We start from the raw sequence: 18,269 nt of genomic DNA, 5'->3' as shown, positions 1-18,269 counted from the left end.
CGATGAGGAGGCTCGACGATGACCGATGATCCCCGTCCCGCGACGTCCCCGGACCCGGAAGGCCAGGCCGTCCCCGGAAGATCGCGAAAGCCCCGGCGTACCGCGTTGTGGATCGGCCTGGCGTCCGCGGCCTTCTTCGTCGCCGGGTTCGTCTTCCTGCTGCTTCCGGTGACCGCTCTTTATTACCTCGACGACCACGAGAATCCGTACCGCGTCGAGACGCTCTACGGCACGCGAAGCGACCAGATGCTGATCCTGCCCAAGGCCCTGCTCGATGTGGCCGATTCAGGTGCCTTGAGCAGTTCATCGGACTTGGTCACCAGCGTCCGGGTCGGCTGCGGCACGGCGTTCAGCTCCCCGGACGCCAAGCTGAGCGCGGACGCCCACGGCGCGGAAGGGTGTGCGGCGGCGGAACGGCCCCGCATGATCATGGGCTGGCTCGGCGTGGGGCTAGGGGTGCTCGGCGCGGTCGGCGTCGGGGTGCTTCGCCGCCGTCAGCCGAGGCCGAACGCCGCCCAGACGCACTTCCCGCCTTCGGCCGGGGCGTAGCCCCAGCGCCGGGACAGCGCGCGCACCAGCTGAAGCCCCCGGCTGCGTGCCGCGGACGGGGCGACCGGCTCTTTCAGCTGCGGAACGGAAGCCGAGGTGTCGAAGACCCGCACCATCAGTTCGCCGTGCTCGAGCCGGAGTTCGAGCCGGTCCGGGCGGTCGCCGTGCTCGAAGGCGTTGGTGACCAGCTCCGAGGTGGCCAGCAGCACGTCGTCGCGCACCTGGGCGGGGACGTCGAGCTGGGCGAGCGCGGCGCGGACCTGGGCCCGCGCGATGGCCGGCGCGGTGACGTCGTCCGGAAGCTCCAGGCGCACGGTGGCGGCGGCCGCCCCGGTGCTCCTGGTCGGCATCCTCGACGTCGTCATGACTTTTGCACCTCCCGGCCGCTGTGGTCGCATGTGGTGTTTACCCAACTCGGCCGAAAGCGAATCAGGTGCCCTCGGTGAGGTCAGTCTCGGCCAGTCCGGTACGGAGCTTCTTCAGCGTCGCCGCGAGCAGCCGCGACACCTGCATCTGGGAAACCCCGACGCGCCGCGCGATGTCCGACTGGCTCATCCCGGACCCGAAGCGCAGCGCCACGATCTTGCGCTCGCGCTCGGGCAAACTGTCCAGCATCGGCCGCAGCGCCTCGCGCAGTTCGGCCTGGCCGAGGTTCGCGTCCGGCGCGCCGAAGCGCGTGTGCGCGGAATTCTCCAGCAGGTTGTCCAGCGAGGCCCCGTAACGGCCCTGGCCCGCCCGCAGGCCCTCGTAGACGTCCTCGATCGGCACGTCGAGATGGCGGGCGATCTCGCTGGGCTTCGGCGCGCGGGAAAGCCGCACGGTCAGTTCCTCGCGGGCGGCCGAGATCGTCGCGTTGAGTTCCTTGAGCCGCCGCGGCACCCGGACCGACCAGCTGTTGTCCCGGAAGTGGTGCCGCAGCTCGCCGGAGATCGTCGGCACCGCGAAGGCCAGGAAGTCGGTGCCCTGCGCCGGGTCGTAGCGGTCCACCGCGTGGATCAGGCCGACCGTCGCGATCTGCACCAGGTCGTCCATCGCCTCGTCGCGGTTGCGGAATTTCCGGGCGAGGTTGCGCGCCAGTTCGAGATGCTCGCGCACCAGGGTGTCCCGGATCTCCTCGCGGCGAGGCGAACGCTCGGGCAGCTGCGTCAGCTCGTGGAACAGTGCTGCCACGTCGGTGGGCTTGTCGCCGCCGGCGGGGTTCGTCACGAGCTGGCCGCCTCACTCTCCCGGACAAGCTGCACCCGGGAGAGGTACCGGCCGTCGGCCGGGGTCACGGTGCGCCGCGCGGATGTCGCGAGCGCGGTCAGCAGCTGCCAGGACAGACCGGTCTCGTCGCCGTGGTCGGCGCGGTCGGAGACCACCGACACAGTGACCTCGATGCGGCCCTCCAGCCAGGAGAACACGCAGGTCAGCTTGCCGTCGGCGGCCGAGGGCAGCAGCATCGAACAGGCCTCGTCCACGGCCATCCGCAGGTCCTCGACCGCGTCCAGGTCGAAGTCCTGGCGCATCGCGATGTCGGCCACGATGGTGCGCAGGGTGGGCACCACGTGCGGGATAGCCGCCGTTCGCACCTCGATGAGCTGTGCGTCCTCGCGCTCGAGCGGGGCGTTCTCCTCCACGTGCTGTCCTCTCTCCGGCGTGCCACGCCAGTCTTTCGTGCCCGATCTGCCACATGCCCGGGGGGTGAGCAAACCAAACCCGGGTTTGACCGCCGCGACCGGCGGGCATGTAGCGGTCGAGTGCTGATCCCGGGAAAGGTGGGGACGACATGGCTGACGTGAGCCGACTGCCGAACGTGGTGGCCGAGGAGTGGGAGTGGCAGCTTCGGGGCTCGTGCCGAGGCGCGGACAGCAGCCTGTTCTTCCATACCGACAACGAGCGCGGCTCCGCGCGCGAGCGCCGCGAGTCCCGCGCCAAGGCGATTTGTCACACCTGCCCGGTGCTGGCCCAGTGCCGCAAGCACGCGATGACCGTCGAAGAGCCGTACGGGATCTGGGGCGGGCTCGGCGAGATCGAGCGCCGCGAGCTGTTCATGCGCGAACGGCGGGCGAAGCGCAAGAAGGTGTCCGCCTGATCTGTTCGACCCCACGACCCGCGCGCCCACCTGCGGTGCGCGGGGTGCTGTGCGTCCGCCGGGCCCCGCGCGCCAAGGTGTAGCCGTGTGCCGACGCGGCGGCAGTCACCCGCTGGGTTAGGGTTGGGTCTCCAGATGCTTTGGGACCGTGACACGGTTGCCGCTTGAGACTACAGGCGCGTACCGGCGCAGGAGCAGCGCCTGACGAGGAGAAACTGCATGCCCGCAGCCGACCAGAACGCCACTCCGCCCGGATTCGGCCTCACGCTGGACACCGCGGCCGCCGAGCCGAGGGTGGTGGTCACGGGTGAGCTCGATCTGCTCACCAGCCCGCAGCTGCAGGAAGCTCTTGCCGGGTTGATCGCGGACAAGAATTCCCGTCGCGTGGTGGCCGACCTCACCGGGGTGACCTTCTTCGATTCATCGGCGCTGAACGTCGTCCTGCACGCCCAGCGGCAGGCCGGGGAGCAGAACGTCGAACTCGAGGTCGTGCCGAGCCCGGCGGTCAGCCGCGTGATCGAGCTCACCGGCGTGGCCGAACACCTGAGCGTGTCGGAGGAACCTCCGGCCTGATCTCCCGATACGGTCGCGCGGACTGACTCTGCCGATCGTTGCCGATCCGGCCGCGGTACCGGCCCCATGGCTTCGTGACAGCGGTTACGGGCGGGCTGCTCCGCTTCCGGCCGGATCGGCAACCGGCTCGCGACCTGGGGGACAACCACCATGATGGGGCGCACCCACGCCCTGACCGGCTGGTGCGCGGGGCTCGCCCTCGCGCCCGCGGTCGGCGTCGGCACCGTGCACCAGGCAGTGGTCTTCGCAGCGACCACGGCCGGGTTCGCGCTGCTGCCGGACCTGGACCATCCGAGCGCCAGCGCGACCCGCCTGTTCGGCTGGCTGACCGGCGCGCTGTCCTGGCTGCTGCGCCGGGTGTCGGCAGCTGTATACGCCCTGACGAAGGGCCCGCGCGACGAGAAGGTGACCGGCACGCACCGGCACCTCTCGCACACCCTGTTGTTCGCGGTCGCCCTCGGCGCGGCCACCTCGGCCGGCTGCGCCGCCGGCGGGGCTTGGGCCGTGCTGGGGGTGCTGCTGTTCGGATTGCTGCTCGCGGCCGGCGCGCTCGGCGATTGGCTGCTGCTGCCGTATGGCGGCGCGGTGGCCTGGTGGTACTTCACCGCGCCGGACGACCGGGTCGCTCAGCTGGCGCACATTTCCGGCTGGCTCGGGGTGGCGGTCGCGGCCGGGTGTTTCGTGCACTGCCTCGGCGATTCACTGACCGAGTCCGGCTGCCCGTTCCTGTTCCCGCTGCCGATCGCGGGGGAGACCTGGTACGAACTCCGCCCGCCGAAACCGCTGCGGCTGCACACCGGGAAGAAGGTGGAGACGCGCCTGGTCTTCCCGGTGTTCGTGCTGGTGGGCGTGCTCCTGGTGCCGGGAGTGTGGGACTGGACGGTGGCCACGGCGGAGCACCTGTTCACGCCCTCGGCTTCGCAGACCGCGACGCACTGAGGCCCGCTCAAAGCCGCAGGATCTCCTCCGCGACGGTGCGGCCGGACCGAACCGCGCCCTCCATGTAGCCGTTCCACTCCACCGCGTACTCCGCACCCGCCCAGTGGATCCGGCCGACCGGGGGCCGCAACGCGTCGCCGTAACTGGTCCAGACGCCGGGGGCGAAGTGGGCGCCGTAACAACCTCGGGTGAATTCCTCGGCGCTCCAGTCTTTCTCCACATAGGCGGTCGACTCGGCGGCCCGCGGCCCCAGGTAGCGGACGAAGGAATCGAGCACGCCTTGGCGGCGCTGGTCGGCCGGAAGCCGCTGCCAGCGCCGGGCCTCGCCGCCTTCGACGAAGCCCAGCAGGACGCCGATTTCGCCGCCCGGCGGGGAGACGTCGAAGGTGACCTTGACCGGACCGGTGTCGGAAGCGACCTGCCCGTTGAGGCCCTGCTCGCGCCAGAACGGTGTCGGGTACGCGGCGAAGGTCTTGGCGACGGTGCCCGCGGGAAGCTTCTGGGTGAGCTGGTCGCGCCAGGCGGGCAGCAGCGGGTCGTACCGCAGCCGTCCGGCGAGCGTCGGCGGGAGAGCGATGACGACTCGGTCGGCGGAGAAGGTCTGACCGGCGCGAGTGGTGACCGTGACTCCGGCGGCTTCGTGGGCCACCGACGCGACCGGCGTCGACAGCCTGACGTCGAGGTTCTCGGCGAGTCGTTGCGCCACGAGGACGGAACCGCCGACGACGCGATCCTGCTGTGCGCCGCGGTCGACCGCGAGGAGGGTTTCCAGGTCCGCGTTGCTGACTGTGTAGAACAGCGCGTGGAGCAGGGACAGATCGCTGGCGTCGGCGGCGAAGACGGCTTCGGTCGCGACCCGGAAGTAGGCCCGGCCGCTCGGGGTGCGCAGGTTGCGCCGGACCCAGGTCTCGAAGGTCTGGCTGTCGAACAGCCGCGCCTTCGGGTGCGTCCACGGCCGTGCGGGGTCGACGCCGCGGGCGAGCCGGCCGAAGCGAGCCAAGCCTTGGGCGAGGTCGGCGAGCGCGACCGGGTTGAGCCGCGGGACCGCACCCTTCGTCCCGTTGACGAGAGCGCGCCTGCCGCCGAGCTGGATGAGGAGTTTGCCTTCGTCGTTCCAGGTGCGGAAAGTCTTCAGGCCGAGTTCGGCGACGAGTTCGTGCATCCGGGAGTGGCCCTCGCCGATCCAGGTGCCGCCGAGTTCGATCGGGTGTCCCTCGATCTCGCCGCCCTCGGTCCGCCCGCCGACCCGGTCCCGCGCCTCGAGGACGACCGTCTCGGCTCCGGCCTCGCCGAGTTCCCGTGCGGCGGAGAGCCCCGCCAGCCCCGCGCCCACGACCACGACCTTCATGGCTTGCTCCTGTGCGTCCCGAAGATTCGGTCAACTGACCGATTCGGAGCAGCGTAAGGAGTGCCGCCGCAGCTGGCAAGGGTTCGTGGCAAGATTTCGGTCGACTGACCGAAAGGGGTGGCCATGCCGTACGTCGAGGCGTCGGTGCGCCGGCAGCAGTTCATCGCGGCCGCCCGCGCCGCTCTGGCCGCGCACGGGGTCGCCAAGACTTCCCTGCGGGTCGTGGCCGCGCAGGCGGACGTCCCGCTGGCCACCATGCAGTACGTCTTCCCCTCGAAGGAGAAGCTGCTCCGCGCCGTGATCGAGGACGTCGTCGACGAGATCGCCGGCGTTCTCCAGGCCTCGGCCGCCACCGATCAAGGCCTGGAGAACGCGATCCGGCAAGGGCTCGACACCTTCTGGGCCAAGCTGGTCCAGGGCGGGCGCGAGCTGCAGTTGTTGCAGTACGAGCTCACCATGTACGCGCTGCGCACCCCGGGCCACGAGGAACTCGCCCGGCACCAGTACGCGCGCTACGCCGGCGTCGTCGCTCGCTGGTGCCGCCAAGCCGCCGAGCGCGCGGGCGAGACCGCCGCCGTTTCCTTCGACCACCTCGCGCGCATGATCGTCGCCGGAGTGGACGGCTTGATCCTGCAGTACGTCTGCGATCCCGACGACGCGCGTGCTCGAGAAGGGCGCGAGGCGTTGGCGGACATGACGATCAGGCTGGCGAAGGGCACCGCCGCCTAGGCCGATTCCGCGAACACCGGCGGTCCGGAGTAGTCCCGGGAGTGCACGATCCGCCCGTCCCGCACCGTCACCACCATCGCGTACGTCGACACGTACGGCTTGCCGTCGTACTCGCCGTGCAGGTCGTACTCCGCCACGAGGACCTCCGGATCACTGGTCTCGTGCACCGCCACCCGGTCCGCCTTGGTGATCCGGCGACGCTCCCCGGCCTGGTGAAAGCGTTTGCGCAAGTCTTCCCGGTCGCGCGTCACCTTCGGCACGCCGTCCGGGGCGAACGGGATTTCGATCACGACGTCGTGGGAGTACAGGTCGGCCAGGTCGTCCCAGCGGTTGTCGACCGCCGCGTCGAGGAAACGCTGGAAGACCTCCTTCGTGCCCATCAACGTGCTCGCCGCGCCGTGGTTCGGATAGTCGCGGTACCGGGTGACCTCGCCGTCCCGCACGGTCAGCAACCCGGCGGAGGACGGGAGCCGGTAGCTGTGCCCAGTGTGCGGATTGCGGCCCTCGGCGACCAGTTCGACGGCGAACCCGTCCGCGGTTTCCGTGGTGGTGACCTCGACTTTCTCCAGGCCGATCCGGGCCGCGGCCGCGCTGCCCGCGCCGAGCGTGGCCAGCACGGCGTCCCGGCCGGCTGAGCGGTGGCCGGTGAACGGGATCTCGTAGACGGCGTCCTCGGCGAGCACCTCCGCGAGCGGTGCGGCGTCGATGGCACTCAGTGCGTTGGCGACGATCTCAGCTACTTCGGACACGGTGCGGGGCATCGGAAACCTCTTTCGGGAAGACGGGGGATAATCGGAACGGGCAACCCGCTTACGACGATACGGAGTTGGCACTCCGGTTGTCAACGGAGGCCTGGAGATCTGAGACACGGTCAGAAGCGGCGACGATCGTTCCAAGGAAGAATCGGACGACCGCACCACTTTGAGATCAAAGGAGAGAACCGGTGGAGAAGCCTGCGCTCCGCGCGGACGCGCGCCGGAACCGCGCCCGGGTGCTGGCTGCCGCCGAAGCAGCGTTCGCCGTCGACGGGCTTTCCGTGCCCCTGGACGACATCGCGCGGCTGGCTGGCGTCGGCGCGGGCACGGTCTACCGGCATTTCCCCAGCAAGGAAGCACTGTTCCAGGCAGTCGTCGTGGAACGGCTGGAGCAGTACGGCGTCGAGGCACAGGAGCTGATCGACTCCGACGCGCCAGGCGAAGCGTTCTATGACTTCTTCACGCGCGTCATCGAGCAGGCGTCGCGTAACCGAGCGATCTGCGAAGCACTCGGTGAGACAAGCGGTTCCGCGTACAAGGCCGAAGCAGCGGAGCGGTTTCGAGTGAACCTCACCGCGCTTCTGGAACGCGCACAGGCCGCGGGTGCGGTACGCACCGACATCGACGGCGAAGACCTGCGCGCGCTCATCGTCGGCGCGCTCGCGGTGGAGCGGTTTACGCCAGACAGCCGGCATCTGGTGCGTGTGTTGCTCGACGGCTTGCGGAAGGTCTAGTCGCGGCGGCCGGTGCGCAGGTGGATGCGTTCGCCGGACTTGCTGAAGAGGCTGAGGATTTCGACGGCACCCTTGCCCGCCGCACCGAACCAGTGCGGGATGTGGCAGTCGAACTCGGCTGCTTCGCCGGGCCCCATGATGAAGTCGTGCTCGCTCAGGCGCACGCGTAGCCGTCCGCGAAGCACATAGAGCCACTCGTACCCGTCGTGTGCGCGGAGGTAGGGCTCTTCGTCGTGCGCGGGGATGATCTGCTTGTACGCGCGGGGTTCTCCCTGATGCCGTGACAGCGAGATCAGCACGCGCCCGTCGCGCTTCGCGGGTTGCTGGGGCACGCGCGGGTCGACGATCCGCGGCGCGGCGACGATCTCGTCGAACGGGATGCCCAGTGCCGCGGTGATCGGCAACAACAGTTCAAGACTTGGCTTGCGCTGCCCGGATTCCAGGCGGGACAAGGTGCTGGTCGAGATCCCAGTGGCCCGGGCGAGGTCGGCGAGACTGACGCCCTGGTTGTGCCGCGCCTGCCGCAGCCGGGGTGCGATCTGTTCGAGCACGCTGTCGACGGTGGGGTGGTCGCTCATGCCGCGCAGTCAACCGATCCGTCCCGGAAACGGCAACGTTTCTTGCCGCTTTCGCGGGTGGATTCCGATGCTGGGCGCGGAGGTGGTTGGTGATGAGCAAGACCGTCCAAACGTCCGCACGCCTGCCCGTCGGCGTCTATCTGCTCGCGTTCAGCCTGTTCGCGATGGGCAGCGCGGAGTTTCTTCTGGCCGGAGTCTTGCCCGCGGTGGCCGGCGATCTCCAGGTTTCGCTGTCCTCGGCCGGGTTTCTCATCACCGCGTTCGCGCTCGCGGTCGTCCTCGGCGGGCCGCCGTTCGCGGTGCTCAGCCTGCGCTGGCCCCGCCGCACCGCCCTGCTGGCCACGCAAGGAGTGTTCGCGGCCAGCGTCGCCGCCGGACTGCTGGGCGACTACCCGGTCTTGCTCGTGAGCCGGGTGCTCTCGGGGGTCTCCTACGCCGGATACTTCGCCGTCGCGTCGGTGACCGCGATCAGCCTGGTCGCTCCGGAGCGCACCGCCCGCGCGTCCGGAGTCGTGGTCAGCGGCCTGAGCGTGGCGATGGTCGCCGGCGGACCGGCAGGCACCTTGCTCAGCCACTTCACGCAGTGGCGCGGCGGATTCTGGGCCGTGGTCGCGCTGACGCTCGCTGGGGTCGTCGCCTGTTCGCTCGGGATCCCGGCGACCAAGACCGACTCCACGGGGAGACCGAGCGTGGCGCGGGAACTCGCCACCATCCGCAAGCCGCGGCTCTGGGGCATCTACGGGATCACGATCCTGACGACCGCGGCGTACATGATCACGTTCAACTACCTCTCGGCCCTGCTCGCCGAGGTCACTGGGGTTCCCGCGATCTGGATTCCGGCGATCCTCGCGCTTTTCGGGATCGGTGCGTTCCTCGGCTTGTCCATCGGAGGACGCGTCTCCGATCAGCGACCGCACGCCGCACTGCTCGCCGGAGCCGTCGCGATCGTGCTTCTTTCGGTCGTCCTGATCCTCGCGATCCACCGCTGGTGGGCCGTAATTCCCGCGGTGTTCCTGCTCGGGATCGCTGCTTTCGTGCTGAATCCCGCGATCTACGGCCGGGTCTTCGCCATCGCCGCCGACGCCCCGACTCTCGCTGGGGCGACCACGGTCTCGGCGTTTCAGCTGGGCATCAGCGCGACTCCGGTCCTCGCGGCAGCCGTGCTTGGCCAAGCCCTCACGTGGGTCAGCCTCATCGGAGCCGTCCTGGCCGCGCTGGCCGTCCCGCTAATCGTTCTTGACCGTTCCCTCGGCTAGCGGCAGATCACGCATCCTGCGAAGCGGCGAAGCAACGAGAATCACCGACGCGGCAAGGATTCCGACGCCGCACACGTAGAGCGTGACCCGAGTTGTCGTGAGTTCCGCGATGAAGCCGCCGAGCAGACTGCCGAGCGGGGCGACACCGAAAACCACGGTCTGCGACACCGACGAGACCCGGCCCAGCAGCTCGTGCGGGGTGATCGCCTGCCGGAAGCTGACCGTGAACACGCCGAGCACGATGATCCCGAAGCTCGACGCGATCCCGCCGGCGATGTACCAGGCAAGGCCCCACCCCGGCGTCGCGAAAGCGTTGGGCAGGAAGGAAACGCTGTACACGGCACCGCCGATGAACAGCGCCCGCGCCGCGCCGAAACGGGCACCGAGCCGTCGGGCGACCGCGCTGCCCAGCAATGCTCCGGTCAGCGAGAGCGTGCCGATCAGCCCGATCATGAACGGCGTGAGCCGCAGGTCTCGCACCATGAACACCACCGACACCGCCATGAACATCGACTGGAACAGGCTCGACACGGCGCTGTGGACGGTGATCGCCCGCAGAATCGGATGGCGCAGCACCATCCGCAGGCCTTCGGCGATTTCGCGGCGGAGGTTCCGCTCGGCGGGCTCGGGCCGCGCCTCCGGCGTGCGGATGCGGTGCAGCCAGGCGGCGGACCACAGGTAGGTCAGCGCGTCGACCGCCATCGCGCCCGCACTGCCGATGACCTGCACGATCAGCCCGCCGAGACCTGGTCCGGCGATCGCGGCGACGGACAGGTTCGTCTGCAATCGGGCGTTCGCGGCGGGCAGTTCGCCGCGTTCGACGAGATTCGGCAGGTAGGTCTGATGGGCGACGTTGAAGAAGACGGTGAACCCGCCGGCCAGCAGCACCACGACGTACAGGTGGCCCAGCGTCAGCGACCCGAACAACGCGGCGAGCGGCACCGAGCCGATGAGCGCCGCGCGGGCGAGGTCCGCGGTGATCAGCACCGGGCGGTTGCGCATCCGGTCGCACCACGCGCCCGCCTGCAACCCGAGCAGCAGGTACGGGAGCGTGCTCAGCGTCCGCAGCAGCGAAACCTCGGCCACCGACGCGGCGAGCGTCGTGGTGGCCAGCAGCGGGATCACCAGGAAGTCGATGCGGTTGCCGACCTGGCTGAGGCCGTCGGCGAGCCAGAGCCGCCGGAAATCCGGCGAGCGAAGAATCCCCCTCATAGGGTTAGTGTTATATAAGTTGAGTCGGTATATAGCAAGTTGCACAGTGCGTAACGGAGCCTATGATCAACGCGACGAAACCCTCGTAGCCGACGGACCGTGCGGCGAGGAGGTGCCGGATGACGGACACCGCTCCCACCTGGGGTTATGTCGTCGTGACCGGTCTGGCCGGGCTGGCCGGCGGGCTGCTCGTCGCCGCGCTGCTGGTGGCCGGTCGCACGCCGCGTCCGGCCGGAGAGTCGTCGCCGCCCACCCCGCCGCCCGTACAGCAGGTGACGGTCACGGTGACCGGCCTCCCTCTGCCGCCGGTCACCGTGACCGAACGCCCTCCGGCACCCCCGGCCCCGCGGCCGCGCACGACCACGGCCACGGTGTCGGTCACCCCGACTCCGTCGAGCCCGCCGGCACCCCCGCCGACGACCCTGGGCCCGACCAGCGGGTTCTTCCGCGACGAACGCTGACGTCAGCCGACGTCGCGCCGTCGCCAGCCGGCCAGCCCGGCCGCCAGCACGACCGCCGAAACGGCCAGCAACACCACGAGCGGCACCGCGGTGAACACCTCGCCGGGCACCTTCGGCGGATGCTGGAACGGCGAGACATCCAGCAGCACCTGGGGCGCGTTGACGACCGGCCCGAACATGCTGATCAGCAACGCCAGCGCCGCCACGCCCCACGCGGCGGTCGCCAGTTTCGGCAGCAGGCCGAAGATCAGCGCGGCCACCGCGACGATCACCCACGCCGCGGGCACCTGTACCGCGACGGCCGCGACCATGTTCCCGACCGAACGGCCGACGTCGCCGCCGCGCAGCCCGTTCGACAGTCCGAGCAGCACGCCTCCGACGAGCACGAGCACCGCGCTGCCAAGGAACGCGAACACCAAGTGGCTCGCCGCCCAGCGCAGCCGTCCGACCCGCGTCGCCAGCAGCGGTTCCAGGCGCAGCGAGGTCTCCTCGGTGCGCATCCGCAATGTCGCCTGCACGCCGTAAAGCGAGGCGAGCATCGCGAACAGGCTCACCATCGTCGCGAGGAAAGCGTCGACCAGTGCGTGCGAACCGCCGAGGCGTTCGAAGATCTGCCTGCTCTGCTCGGTGCCGCCGACCAGTCCGGAAATGCCCTGCGCGATCGTCCCGAACAACGCGCCGCCGACCGCGAGGCCGATCAGCCAGCCGAACAACGGACCTCGCTGCAGCCGCCAGGCCAGCGAGAACGGCGACCGCAGCGACGGTGCCGCCTCGCTCGGGCCGAGCCGCGGCGGAAGCAGGCCGACGCCGACGTCCCGACGCGGCAGCAGCGCGTAGGCCACGGCAAACAGCACGAGCGTCGTCGCGACGGGCAAAAGCAGTACCCACCAACGTTCTTCGGCGAACGGCCGGATCTGCTGCGCCCAGCCCAGCGGGGACAGCCACGACAGCCAGTGCGCGTCGGTCGTCGAATCACCCGCGCCACGCAACAGAAACGCGACGCCGAGCACCGCGGTGCCGATGCCGTTCGCGGTGCGTGAGTACTCGCCGAGCTGCGCGGCGACCGCGGCGACGCCGGTGAAAACCAACCCGGCGAGCGCCGTGCTGGCCCCGAGCGCGACCGAGCCCGCGGCGGGCACCTTGGACGCCAGCGTGAGCGCTTGCAGCACCCCGATCAGCACGCTCGCCCCGCCGGTCACCGCGAGCGCGGCGGTGAGCGGCGCGTATCGACCGACCACGGTGGACGCGAGCAGTTCGGCGCGACCGGTGTCCTCCTCCGCGCGGGTGTGCCGGGTGAGCGTGAAGACCGCCATCAATCCGGTCAGCAGGGCCAGGAATCCGCCCATCCGCCAGGCGATGAACCCGCCCGCGGTGCCGAGGTCGAACGCCGGGCCGTAGAGCAGCGCGAACGACGGGTTCGCGGCGGCCGACGCGACGAGCCCGGCCCGGCTCGCGGCGGTCGGGTAGAACTGGTCGTAGCTGCTGATCGTGGCCACTGGGACAAGGCTGAGCAGGACGATCCAGATCGGCAGGACGATCCGGTCGCGGCGCAGGGCAAGCCGGATCAGCGGGCCGGTGCCGGTGACCGCGGTCATTTCCCGGCCTCGAGTTCGTCCGCGTAGTGGCGCAGGAAAAGTTCCTCGAGCGTCGGCGGCCGGCTTTCCAGGCTGCGCACGCCGATCTGGGTCAGCTGGCGCAGCGCGTCCTCGAGCGAACGCGTTTCCACGTCGAAGCGGACGCGGTTGCCGTCCATTGTGAGGTCGTGCACGTCGGCGAGTTTGGCGAGGCCGTTCGGCGGGCCGGCCAGCTCCGCGGTGATCGAGGTGCGGGTGAGATGGCGCAGTTGCGCGAGCGTGCCGGACTCGACCGTGCGGCCGTTGCGGATGATGCTCACCTTGTCGCACAAGGCTTCCACCTCGGCGAGGATGTGGCTGGACAGCAGCACTGTGCGGCCCTGCGCGCGTTCTTCCTGGATGACCTCCTGGAAAGTGGCCTCCATCAACGGGTCGAGGCCCGAGGTCGGCTCGTCGAGCAGCAGCAAGTCCACAGTGGACGCGAGCGCCGCGACGATGGCCACCTTCTGCCGGTTGCCCTTCGAGTACGTGCGGCCCTTCTTGCGCGGGTCGAGGTCGAAGCGCTCGACGAGTTCCGCGCGGCGCTTCTGGTCGAGGCCGCCGCGCAGCCGGCCGAGGAGGTCGATGACCTCGCCGCCGGACAGGTTGGGCCAGAGGTTGACGTCGCCGGGCACGTAGGCGAGCCGGTGGTGCAGGCTCGCCGCGTCGCGCCACGGGTCGCCGCCGAGCAGCCGGACCTCGCCGGCGTCGGCGCGCAGCAGTCCGAGCAGGACCCGGATCGTGGTGGATTTCCCGGCGCCGTTCGGACCGAGGAATCCGTGTACTTCCCCCGCGGGAACCTGAAGATCGAGGCCGTCGAGGGCCTTTACCCGGCCGAATGCCTTGTGCAGGCCGGAGATCGCGATGGCGTTTCCCATGATTCGGAAGCTACACTCTTTTCATGAAGTTGTGAAGTTAAGAAAACGTCTGGACCGAGTGATCGTCTGGACGGGCGTGGGAGAGGATGGACGGATGACGACGCCGGAGACGAAGAGAGACGAGGACGCCGTCCGCCGATACGTCGAGAGCCTCGGCCTCGTGATGGCTCAGATCGGCATGCAGCGCATGTCAGCGCGGGTGTTCGCGGCGCTGATGACGACCGACTCGGGGCGGCTGACGGCCGCCGAGCTGGCGGAGCAGCTGTCGGTGAGCCCGGCCGCGATCTCCGGCGCGGTGCGGTACCTGGACCAGGTCGGCCTGGTGCGGAAGGTGCGCGAACCCGGCGAGCGGCGCGACCACTACCAGCTCTACGACGACCTTTGGTACGCCACGTTCCTCAAGCGCGACCGGTTTCTGATCATGTGGCGCGACGCGGCCACCGAGGGCATCGAGGCGCTCGGTCCGGACACTCCCGCCGGCAAGCGGCTGGCCGAGATGCGGGACTTCCTGGCGTTCATGCTGGTCGAGGTCAACAACCTGTACGACCGGTGGCACGAGCTGCGGAAGAACCGGGACTAACCGAGCTTTTCCAGCGTCGCGGCGAGCCGGCGGGCGAGGTCTGCTCGTGGCGGGCGTTCCTCGAAGGACGCGAGGAAGGCCTCCTGGAAGCAGGCGCCGAGCAACAGCCGGGCGGCGGCGTCGACATCGAGATCGGCGCGGAGCCTGCCCAGTTCGACCTCGGCGGCGAGGTAGCCGGCGACGTGCTCGATCGGCAGGTCGGGACCGTTTTCGAGGGTGTTCCGGTGGGTGCGGAGCAGGTCCCGCGAGGAGAAGATCGAGACGGAGATCGGGAAGCTCGCGCAGTAGAAGGCGAGCGCCGTGGTGGTCAGCTCGGCGAGATTGTCGCCGAGCGCTGCCTTTTCCGGATGCTCGGCGAGCCTCGCCGCCGTGGCGGCGAGATCGGGCAACTCCTCTTTCAGTACCGCGAGGAAGAGCGCGGTCTTGTCGCGGAAGTGCTTGTACAGCAAGGCTTCTGAGTAGCCCGCGGCCTGCGCGATCGCCTTGGTCGTGGCGTGTGCGTAGCCCTGCTCCCGCATGACCGTCGCAGCTGCGGCGACGATCTCCTCGCGGCTTCCCATGCGTGCTCCCTGAGGGTCTTCTCAGCGGGTGAGTGTTCACTTACCCTAGCTGGTAAGTGTTCACTCACCCCTCCTTGGAGGCGTCTCATGAAGATCACCGTCCTGGGCGCGAGCGGCCGGACCGGCGGCCTGGCGGTGCGGGAAGCGCTGGCCCGCGGATGGAACGTGACCGCGGTGGTCCGTGACCCCGCGCGGTTGACCGTGCCCGAGCACCCCCGGCTGGACGTCGCAGTGCACTCTCTGACCGACCCCGGCCTGGCCGACGCGGTCACCGGCCGGGACGCGGTCGTCCTGGCCCTCGGCCCTACGGATCTCAAGCCGACGACGGTCAACTCCGACGGCGCCCGTTCGGTGGTGTCCGCACTGCACGGCTCGCGGACGCGGTTCGTGGTGGTGAGCGCGTCCGGCCTGCCCGCGAAGGGAGACAGCCTGTTCTCGCGGCTGGTGCTGAAGCCGTTGCTGGGTGCGGTGCTCCGCAACGGATACGCCGACCTCCGGCGGATGGAGTCGATCCTGCACGAGGCTCCGGACGTGCGGTGGACGATCGTGCGGCCGACGCGGCTGACCGACAAACCCGCGCGGGCCAGCGTGCGCAGCGAGGTAGGGCGGGACGTGCGGGGAAGCTCCCAGATCCCGCGAGCGAACGTGGCGCGGTACCTGCTGGACGCGGCCGAGGACGATTCCCTGGTGGGGAAGACGGTGTCGATCTCGCAGGGCTGAGGCTGGTCGACGCACGAGTCGATCCGGCGGGGGTTCTCGCGGCCGGTGCGCGGCCGTTCCTGATGGCCTGGCCTTGGGACGCGGTCGCGTTTCGTTGCTGCGGGCGTGCGGGCCAAGGTGCTGGTGCTCCGGCGGTGGTCTCGCGGCCGGTGGTCGGCCGTTCCTGATGGCCTGGCTTCGCGACGCGGTCGCGTTTCGCTGCTGCGGGCGTGCGGGCCAAGGTGCTGGTGCTCCGGCGGTGGTCTCGCGGCCGGTGCGCGGCCGTTCCTGATGGCCTGGCTTCGCGACGCGGTCGCGTTTCGCTGCTGCGGGCGTGCGGGCCAAGGTGCTGGTGCTCCGGCGGTGGTCTCGCGGCCGGTGCGCGGCCGTTCCTGATGGCCTGGCCTTGCGACGCCGTCGCGTTCGTCGCTGCGGGCGTGCGGGCCAAGGCGTTGCTGCTCCGGCGGTGGTCTCGCAGGTGGTGCCCGGCCGGTCCCAATGGCCCGGCTTCGCCGCCGCGCCGCGTTCGTCGCTGCGGGCGCGCGCGGCCACTGCTCCGGCGGGTTCTCGGCGGCTGGCCGTGCGGTCTGCAGTCGCAGACAGGTGCGCAGCTCGGGACTGCTCTCCCCAAGTTGTCCCCAGGCTTGTCCACAACTCATCCCCCCTGTGGACAACTCCCTTCGCTGGCCGAGTTCTGTCGTAGCCGCTCGTTACTGTCGGAGGCATGGCAGTTTTTCGGCTGTTCCTCCTTTTCCTGATGGCACCCGTGCTGGTCGCGCAGGCGGTACGGGTGCGTCGGGCGACTCCGCGGCTTCCCGGCGCCACGGGGCCGGTCGAGGGCTCTCTCGGCGCCGGGCGGCCGTTGCGGCTCACCGTGATCGGCGAATCGACGGTGGACGGCGTCGGCGCGCTCACCCACGCCGAAGCGCTCACCGGGCAACTCGCGGTGGCGCTGACCCGCGCGTACCCGGATCGCGAGGTGCGGTGGCACGCCCTGGGCAGCACCGGCGCGTCGGCGCGGGTCGTTCTCGACGAGCTGGTTCCGCGCGTCCGGGCGGCGGACCTCGTGGTCGTCGTCCTCGGCGTGAACGACACCCTGGAACTGCACTCGGCCGCGCGCTACCGGCGGGACCTGCTGTCGATCATCGTCGAGGTGCGGCGGCGGGTCGGCGACGTCCCGGTCGTCCTCGCGGGTGTGCCGCCGCTGGCGAGTTTCCCGTCCCTGCCCCGGCCGCTCCGGGACGTGCTCGGCGCGCGGTCCGTCGCGCTCGACCAGGCGGCGCGCAGCCTGACCCGGCTGCCCGGGGTCACGCACATCCCGTTAGTGCCGGGATTGCTCCATCCGGGAATGTTCGCTGCGGACCGTTTCCATCCCGGCCCGGACGGCTACCGCACCTGGGCCGCGGCGCTCTCGGAGGGGTTACCGATCGTCACTGACGGTCGGCATCCGGGGGAGGTGACGCCGCCGTCCTGACCGGCGGGTTTGCGGAAATCCCAAAAACTTTGGCGCTCCGTGTATCTAGGCGCACCCTGGTTGCGTCCTATAGGGCGAACCAAGGAAGAGGGAGGTCCACATGCCTGCGGATCAGAAGGACGAGCGGCAGCCGGGAACCACCGTTCCGCCCGTCAAGACGAGCCCCGCGCCGGGGGCGAACCGGGGAGTGCAGCCGGACGGCAACCACGAGCCGCTGGACGACACCGGCACCGCCAAGTAACCAGACGGGCGGCGCCCGGGAGCCGAGGGGGCTGCCGGACGTCGTCAGCCGGAGGGGATTCGGGGAGGAACACCCTCCGGCGGAGCCCGAAGGGGAGCGGGCTCCCCTGGGGGCGGGGAGCACCGGTCGGCGAGGGCACAGCTGACGCCGACCGGTGCGCACCCGCACCACGCACGCGAGACGACGACCTGCTCGGCACAAGGGGGCGAGCAGGCCGCCGCCCGCTGCGCCGCGAGCACAAGGACTGGCCCCGCCGCCGGTCCGGTTCCGCTCGGCCAGGGTCCTGACGACCCGGCCCGGCCGGACGGGTTAGGAGGGGACCCGCCTGGCCGCCGAGCGAACCGGAACGGCGAGACCCAGGCGGGTTTAGTTGGTGGGCTGGACGGGTTTAGGGGCTGTCCGACTGGCGGGCCGACCGTAGCTGCGGGATTTGGCCAGGCCTGGGTTGGCTTGGTTGCACGGGCTCGGGGAGGGGCTTGTCCGACCGGCGGGCCGACCGCGGCCGTCGGGGGATGGCCAGGCCTAGGCGGATTCGGCTTGGTTGGACAGGGTCGGGGGAGCGGCCTGTCCGGCTAGCGGGCGAACCGGAACGGCGGGGAGACCCAGGCCGAGGCGCGTGGCTCGCGGGCTGGCGTGGTTGGACGGGTTCGGGGAGGGGTTCGTCCGGCCAGCGCGTTTCGCGGGCTGCTTCGGCGGATCGGCCGGGTGTGCCTATCCGGCTGAGCGGACTTCGGGGAGGGGTTCGCGAGGACGGCAGGCTGCCCGGGCTGATCCGAAAGGTCAGCGGCGAGGCGGGTTCGGGGAGGGATCCGTCCGGCCGGGCCGGTGCGGCCAGGCGGGTCTGGGGAGGGATCCGGCCGGGTCGGCGGGACGCGACGGGTCGTTGGGGGACTCGCCGGGTCCGACGGAGCTGTCGGGACGCCACCGTGCTGGAGGGGGAGCCCAGCCGGTCGCGTCCCGGCACCCCGCTTGACCTGCACAAACGCAACTGCCCCTGGACAACCGGACAACGAGAG

The 18,269-nt window shown here is 70.3% G+C and carries 22 protein-coding genes; 12 read left to right on the top strand and 10 right to left on the bottom strand.

Annotated features, from left to right (window positions below; all coding sequences use genetic code 11):
• The first annotated feature begins 18 nt into the window (after positions 1 to 18).
• The gene (locus tag L942_RS36280) at positions 19 to 549 is read left to right on the top strand and encodes a hypothetical protein (RefSeq protein ID WP_158684591.1); all 531 of its coding nucleotides are present in this window, start codon (positions 19 to 21) and stop codon (positions 547 to 549) included.
• Here L942_RS36280 and L942_RS36275 read toward each other — a convergent pair.
• From L942_RS36275 to L942_RS36265, 3 genes are all read right to left on the bottom strand, one after another.
• Positions 495 to 914, bottom strand: a complete 420-nt coding sequence (locus tag L942_RS36275) for an ATP-binding protein (protein ID WP_037368954.1) — start codon at positions 912 to 914, stop codon at positions 495 to 497. The genes L942_RS36280 and L942_RS36275 overlap by 55 nt on opposite strands.
• Positions 915 to 978: 64 nt before the next feature.
• Positions 979 to 1,755, bottom strand: a complete 777-nt coding sequence (locus L942_RS36270; RefSeq protein ID WP_037368953.1) for a SigB/SigF/SigG family RNA polymerase sigma factor — start codon at positions 1,753 to 1,755, stop codon at positions 979 to 981.
• Positions 1,752 to 2,168, bottom strand: a complete 417-nt coding sequence (locus L942_RS36265) for an anti-sigma factor (protein WP_037368952.1) — start codon at positions 2,166 to 2,168, stop codon at positions 1,752 to 1,754. The genes L942_RS36270 and L942_RS36265 overlap by 4 nt, the downstream gene beginning before the upstream one ends.
• Before the next feature lie 149 nt (positions 2,169 to 2,317).
• Between L942_RS36265 and L942_RS36260 the strand changes: the two genes are divergently transcribed.
• The 3 genes from L942_RS36260 to L942_RS36250 all read left to right on the top strand — a co-directional run bounded on the left by L942_RS36260 (position 2,318) and on the right by L942_RS36250 (position 4,135).
• The gene (locus tag L942_RS36260; protein ID WP_037368951.1) at positions 2,318 to 2,623 is read left to right on the top strand and encodes a WhiB family transcriptional regulator; all 306 of its coding nucleotides are present in this window, start codon (positions 2,318 to 2,320) and stop codon (positions 2,621 to 2,623) included.
• A 219-nt stretch (positions 2,624 to 2,842) separates the two neighbouring features.
• Entirely contained in the window at positions 2,843 to 3,196 is a 354-nt protein-coding gene (locus L942_RS36255) for an STAS domain-containing protein (protein ID WP_037368950.1), read from the top strand.
• 153 nt (positions 3,197 to 3,349) lie between these two features.
• Positions 3,350 to 4,135 (top strand): metal-dependent hydrolase, encoded by a 786-nt coding sequence (locus L942_RS36250; RefSeq protein ID WP_037369089.1) that lies wholly within the window; start codon positions 3,350 to 3,352, stop codon positions 4,133 to 4,135.
• Between the two features lie 7 nt (positions 4,136 to 4,142).
• On the opposite strand, the gene L942_RS36245 is transcribed toward L942_RS36250, so the two are convergent.
• Positions 4,143 to 5,483 carry a flavin monoamine oxidase family protein gene (locus L942_RS36245; RefSeq protein ID WP_037368949.1) on the bottom strand — a complete coding sequence of 447 codons (1,341 nt, stop codon included), beginning with the start codon at positions 5,481 to 5,483 and terminating at the stop codon, positions 4,143 to 4,145.
• Positions 5,484 to 5,606: 123 nt separating this feature from the next.
• On the opposite strand from L942_RS36245, the gene L942_RS36240 reads away from it, so the two are divergent.
• Positions 5,607 to 6,212, top strand: coding sequence for a TetR/AcrR family transcriptional regulator (locus tag L942_RS36240; RefSeq protein ID WP_037368948.1), 606 nt, complete (start codon positions 5,607 to 5,609; stop codon positions 6,210 to 6,212).
• Here the strand turns inward: L942_RS36240 and L942_RS36235 are convergent.
• On the bottom strand, positions 6,209 to 6,973 hold the full coding sequence (locus L942_RS36235; protein ID WP_037368947.1) for a nuclear transport factor 2 family protein: 765 nt from the start codon (positions 6,971 to 6,973) through the stop codon (positions 6,209 to 6,211). The genes L942_RS36240 and L942_RS36235 overlap by 4 nt on opposite strands.
• A gap of 182 nt (positions 6,974 to 7,155) precedes the next feature.
• On the opposite strand from L942_RS36235, the gene L942_RS36230 reads away from it, so the two are divergent.
• Positions 7,156 to 7,701 (top strand): TetR/AcrR family transcriptional regulator, encoded by a 546-nt coding sequence (locus tag L942_RS36230; RefSeq protein WP_037368946.1) that lies wholly within the window; start codon positions 7,156 to 7,158, stop codon positions 7,699 to 7,701.
• Here L942_RS36230 and L942_RS36225 read toward each other — a convergent pair.
• Positions 7,698 to 8,279, bottom strand: a complete 582-nt coding sequence (locus tag L942_RS36225) for a helix-turn-helix domain-containing protein (RefSeq protein ID WP_037368944.1) — start codon at positions 8,277 to 8,279, stop codon at positions 7,698 to 7,700. The two genes, L942_RS36230 and L942_RS36225, sit on opposite strands and share 4 nt — an antisense overlap.
• A gap of 92 nt (positions 8,280 to 8,371) precedes the next feature.
• Here L942_RS36225 and L942_RS36220 point away from each other — a divergent pair, with 92 nt between their 5' ends.
• Positions 8,372 to 9,535: an MFS transporter gene (locus tag L942_RS36220; RefSeq protein WP_037368943.1), complete on the top strand. Its 1,164-nt coding sequence runs from the start codon at positions 8,372 to 8,374 to the stop codon at positions 9,533 to 9,535.
• Here L942_RS36220 and L942_RS36215 read toward each other — a convergent pair.
• The gene (locus tag L942_RS36215; RefSeq protein WP_037368942.1) at positions 9,506 to 10,747 is read right to left on the bottom strand and encodes an MFS transporter; all 1,242 of its coding nucleotides are present in this window, start codon (positions 10,745 to 10,747) and stop codon (positions 9,506 to 9,508) included. The two genes, L942_RS36220 and L942_RS36215, sit on opposite strands and share 30 nt — an antisense overlap.
• A 119-nt stretch (positions 10,748 to 10,866) precedes the next feature.
• Here L942_RS36215 and L942_RS36210 point away from each other — a divergent pair, with 119 nt between their 5' ends.
• Positions 10,867 to 11,208: a hypothetical protein gene (locus L942_RS36210; RefSeq protein WP_037368941.1), complete on the top strand. Its 342-nt coding sequence runs from the start codon at positions 10,867 to 10,869 to the stop codon at positions 11,206 to 11,208.
• Positions 11,209 to 11,210: 2 nt separating this feature from the next.
• On the opposite strand, the gene L942_RS36205 is transcribed toward L942_RS36210, so the two are convergent.
• Positions 11,211 to 12,803: an ABC transporter permease gene (locus tag L942_RS36205; RefSeq protein ID WP_037368940.1), complete on the bottom strand. Its 1,593-nt coding sequence runs from the start codon at positions 12,801 to 12,803 to the stop codon at positions 11,211 to 11,213.
• Complete coding sequence (locus tag L942_RS36200; RefSeq protein ID WP_037368939.1) at positions 12,800 to 13,699, bottom strand: ABC transporter ATP-binding protein; 900 nt, start codon at positions 13,697 to 13,699, stop codon at positions 12,800 to 12,802. The genes L942_RS36205 and L942_RS36200 overlap by 4 nt, the downstream gene beginning before the upstream one ends.
• Before the next feature lie 94 nt (positions 13,700 to 13,793).
• Here L942_RS36200 and L942_RS36195 point away from each other — a divergent pair, with 94 nt between their 5' ends.
• Complete coding sequence (locus L942_RS36195; protein ID WP_037368937.1) at positions 13,794 to 14,279, top strand: GbsR/MarR family transcriptional regulator; 486 nt, start codon at positions 13,794 to 13,796, stop codon at positions 14,277 to 14,279.
• On the opposite strand, the gene L942_RS36190 is transcribed toward L942_RS36195, so the two are convergent.
• Positions 14,276 to 14,839: a TetR/AcrR family transcriptional regulator gene (locus L942_RS36190; RefSeq protein ID WP_037368936.1), complete on the bottom strand. Its 564-nt coding sequence runs from the start codon at positions 14,837 to 14,839 to the stop codon at positions 14,276 to 14,278. The genes L942_RS36195 and L942_RS36190 overlap by 4 nt on opposite strands.
• A gap of 87 nt (positions 14,840 to 14,926) precedes the next feature.
• Between L942_RS36190 and L942_RS36185 the strand changes: the two genes are divergently transcribed.
• From L942_RS36185 to L942_RS44660, 3 genes are all read left to right on the top strand, one after another.
• On the top strand, positions 14,927 to 15,559 hold the full coding sequence (locus L942_RS36185; RefSeq protein ID WP_037368935.1) for an NAD(P)-dependent oxidoreductase: 633 nt from the start codon (positions 14,927 to 14,929) through the stop codon (positions 15,557 to 15,559).
• A gap of 703 nt (positions 15,560 to 16,262) precedes the next feature.
• Positions 16,263 to 17,012 carry an SGNH/GDSL hydrolase family protein gene (locus L942_RS36180; protein WP_037368934.1) on the top strand — a complete coding sequence of 250 codons (750 nt, stop codon included), beginning with the start codon at positions 16,263 to 16,265 and terminating at the stop codon, positions 17,010 to 17,012.
• Positions 17,013 to 17,112: 100 nt separating this feature from the next.
• A complete protein-coding gene (locus tag L942_RS44660) occupies positions 17,113 to 17,253 on the top strand; it encodes a hypothetical protein (protein WP_158242475.1) in 141 nt (46 codons plus the stop codon).
• Positions 17,254 to 18,269: the final 1,016 nt, after the last annotated feature.

Source organism: Amycolatopsis orientalis DSM 43388 (assembly GCF_000411975.1).
Lineage (GTDB): Bacteria > Actinomycetota > Actinomycetes > Mycobacteriales > Pseudonocardiaceae > Amycolatopsis > Amycolatopsis orientalis_D.
This window is presented reverse-complemented; position numbering and strand designations above follow the sequence as displayed.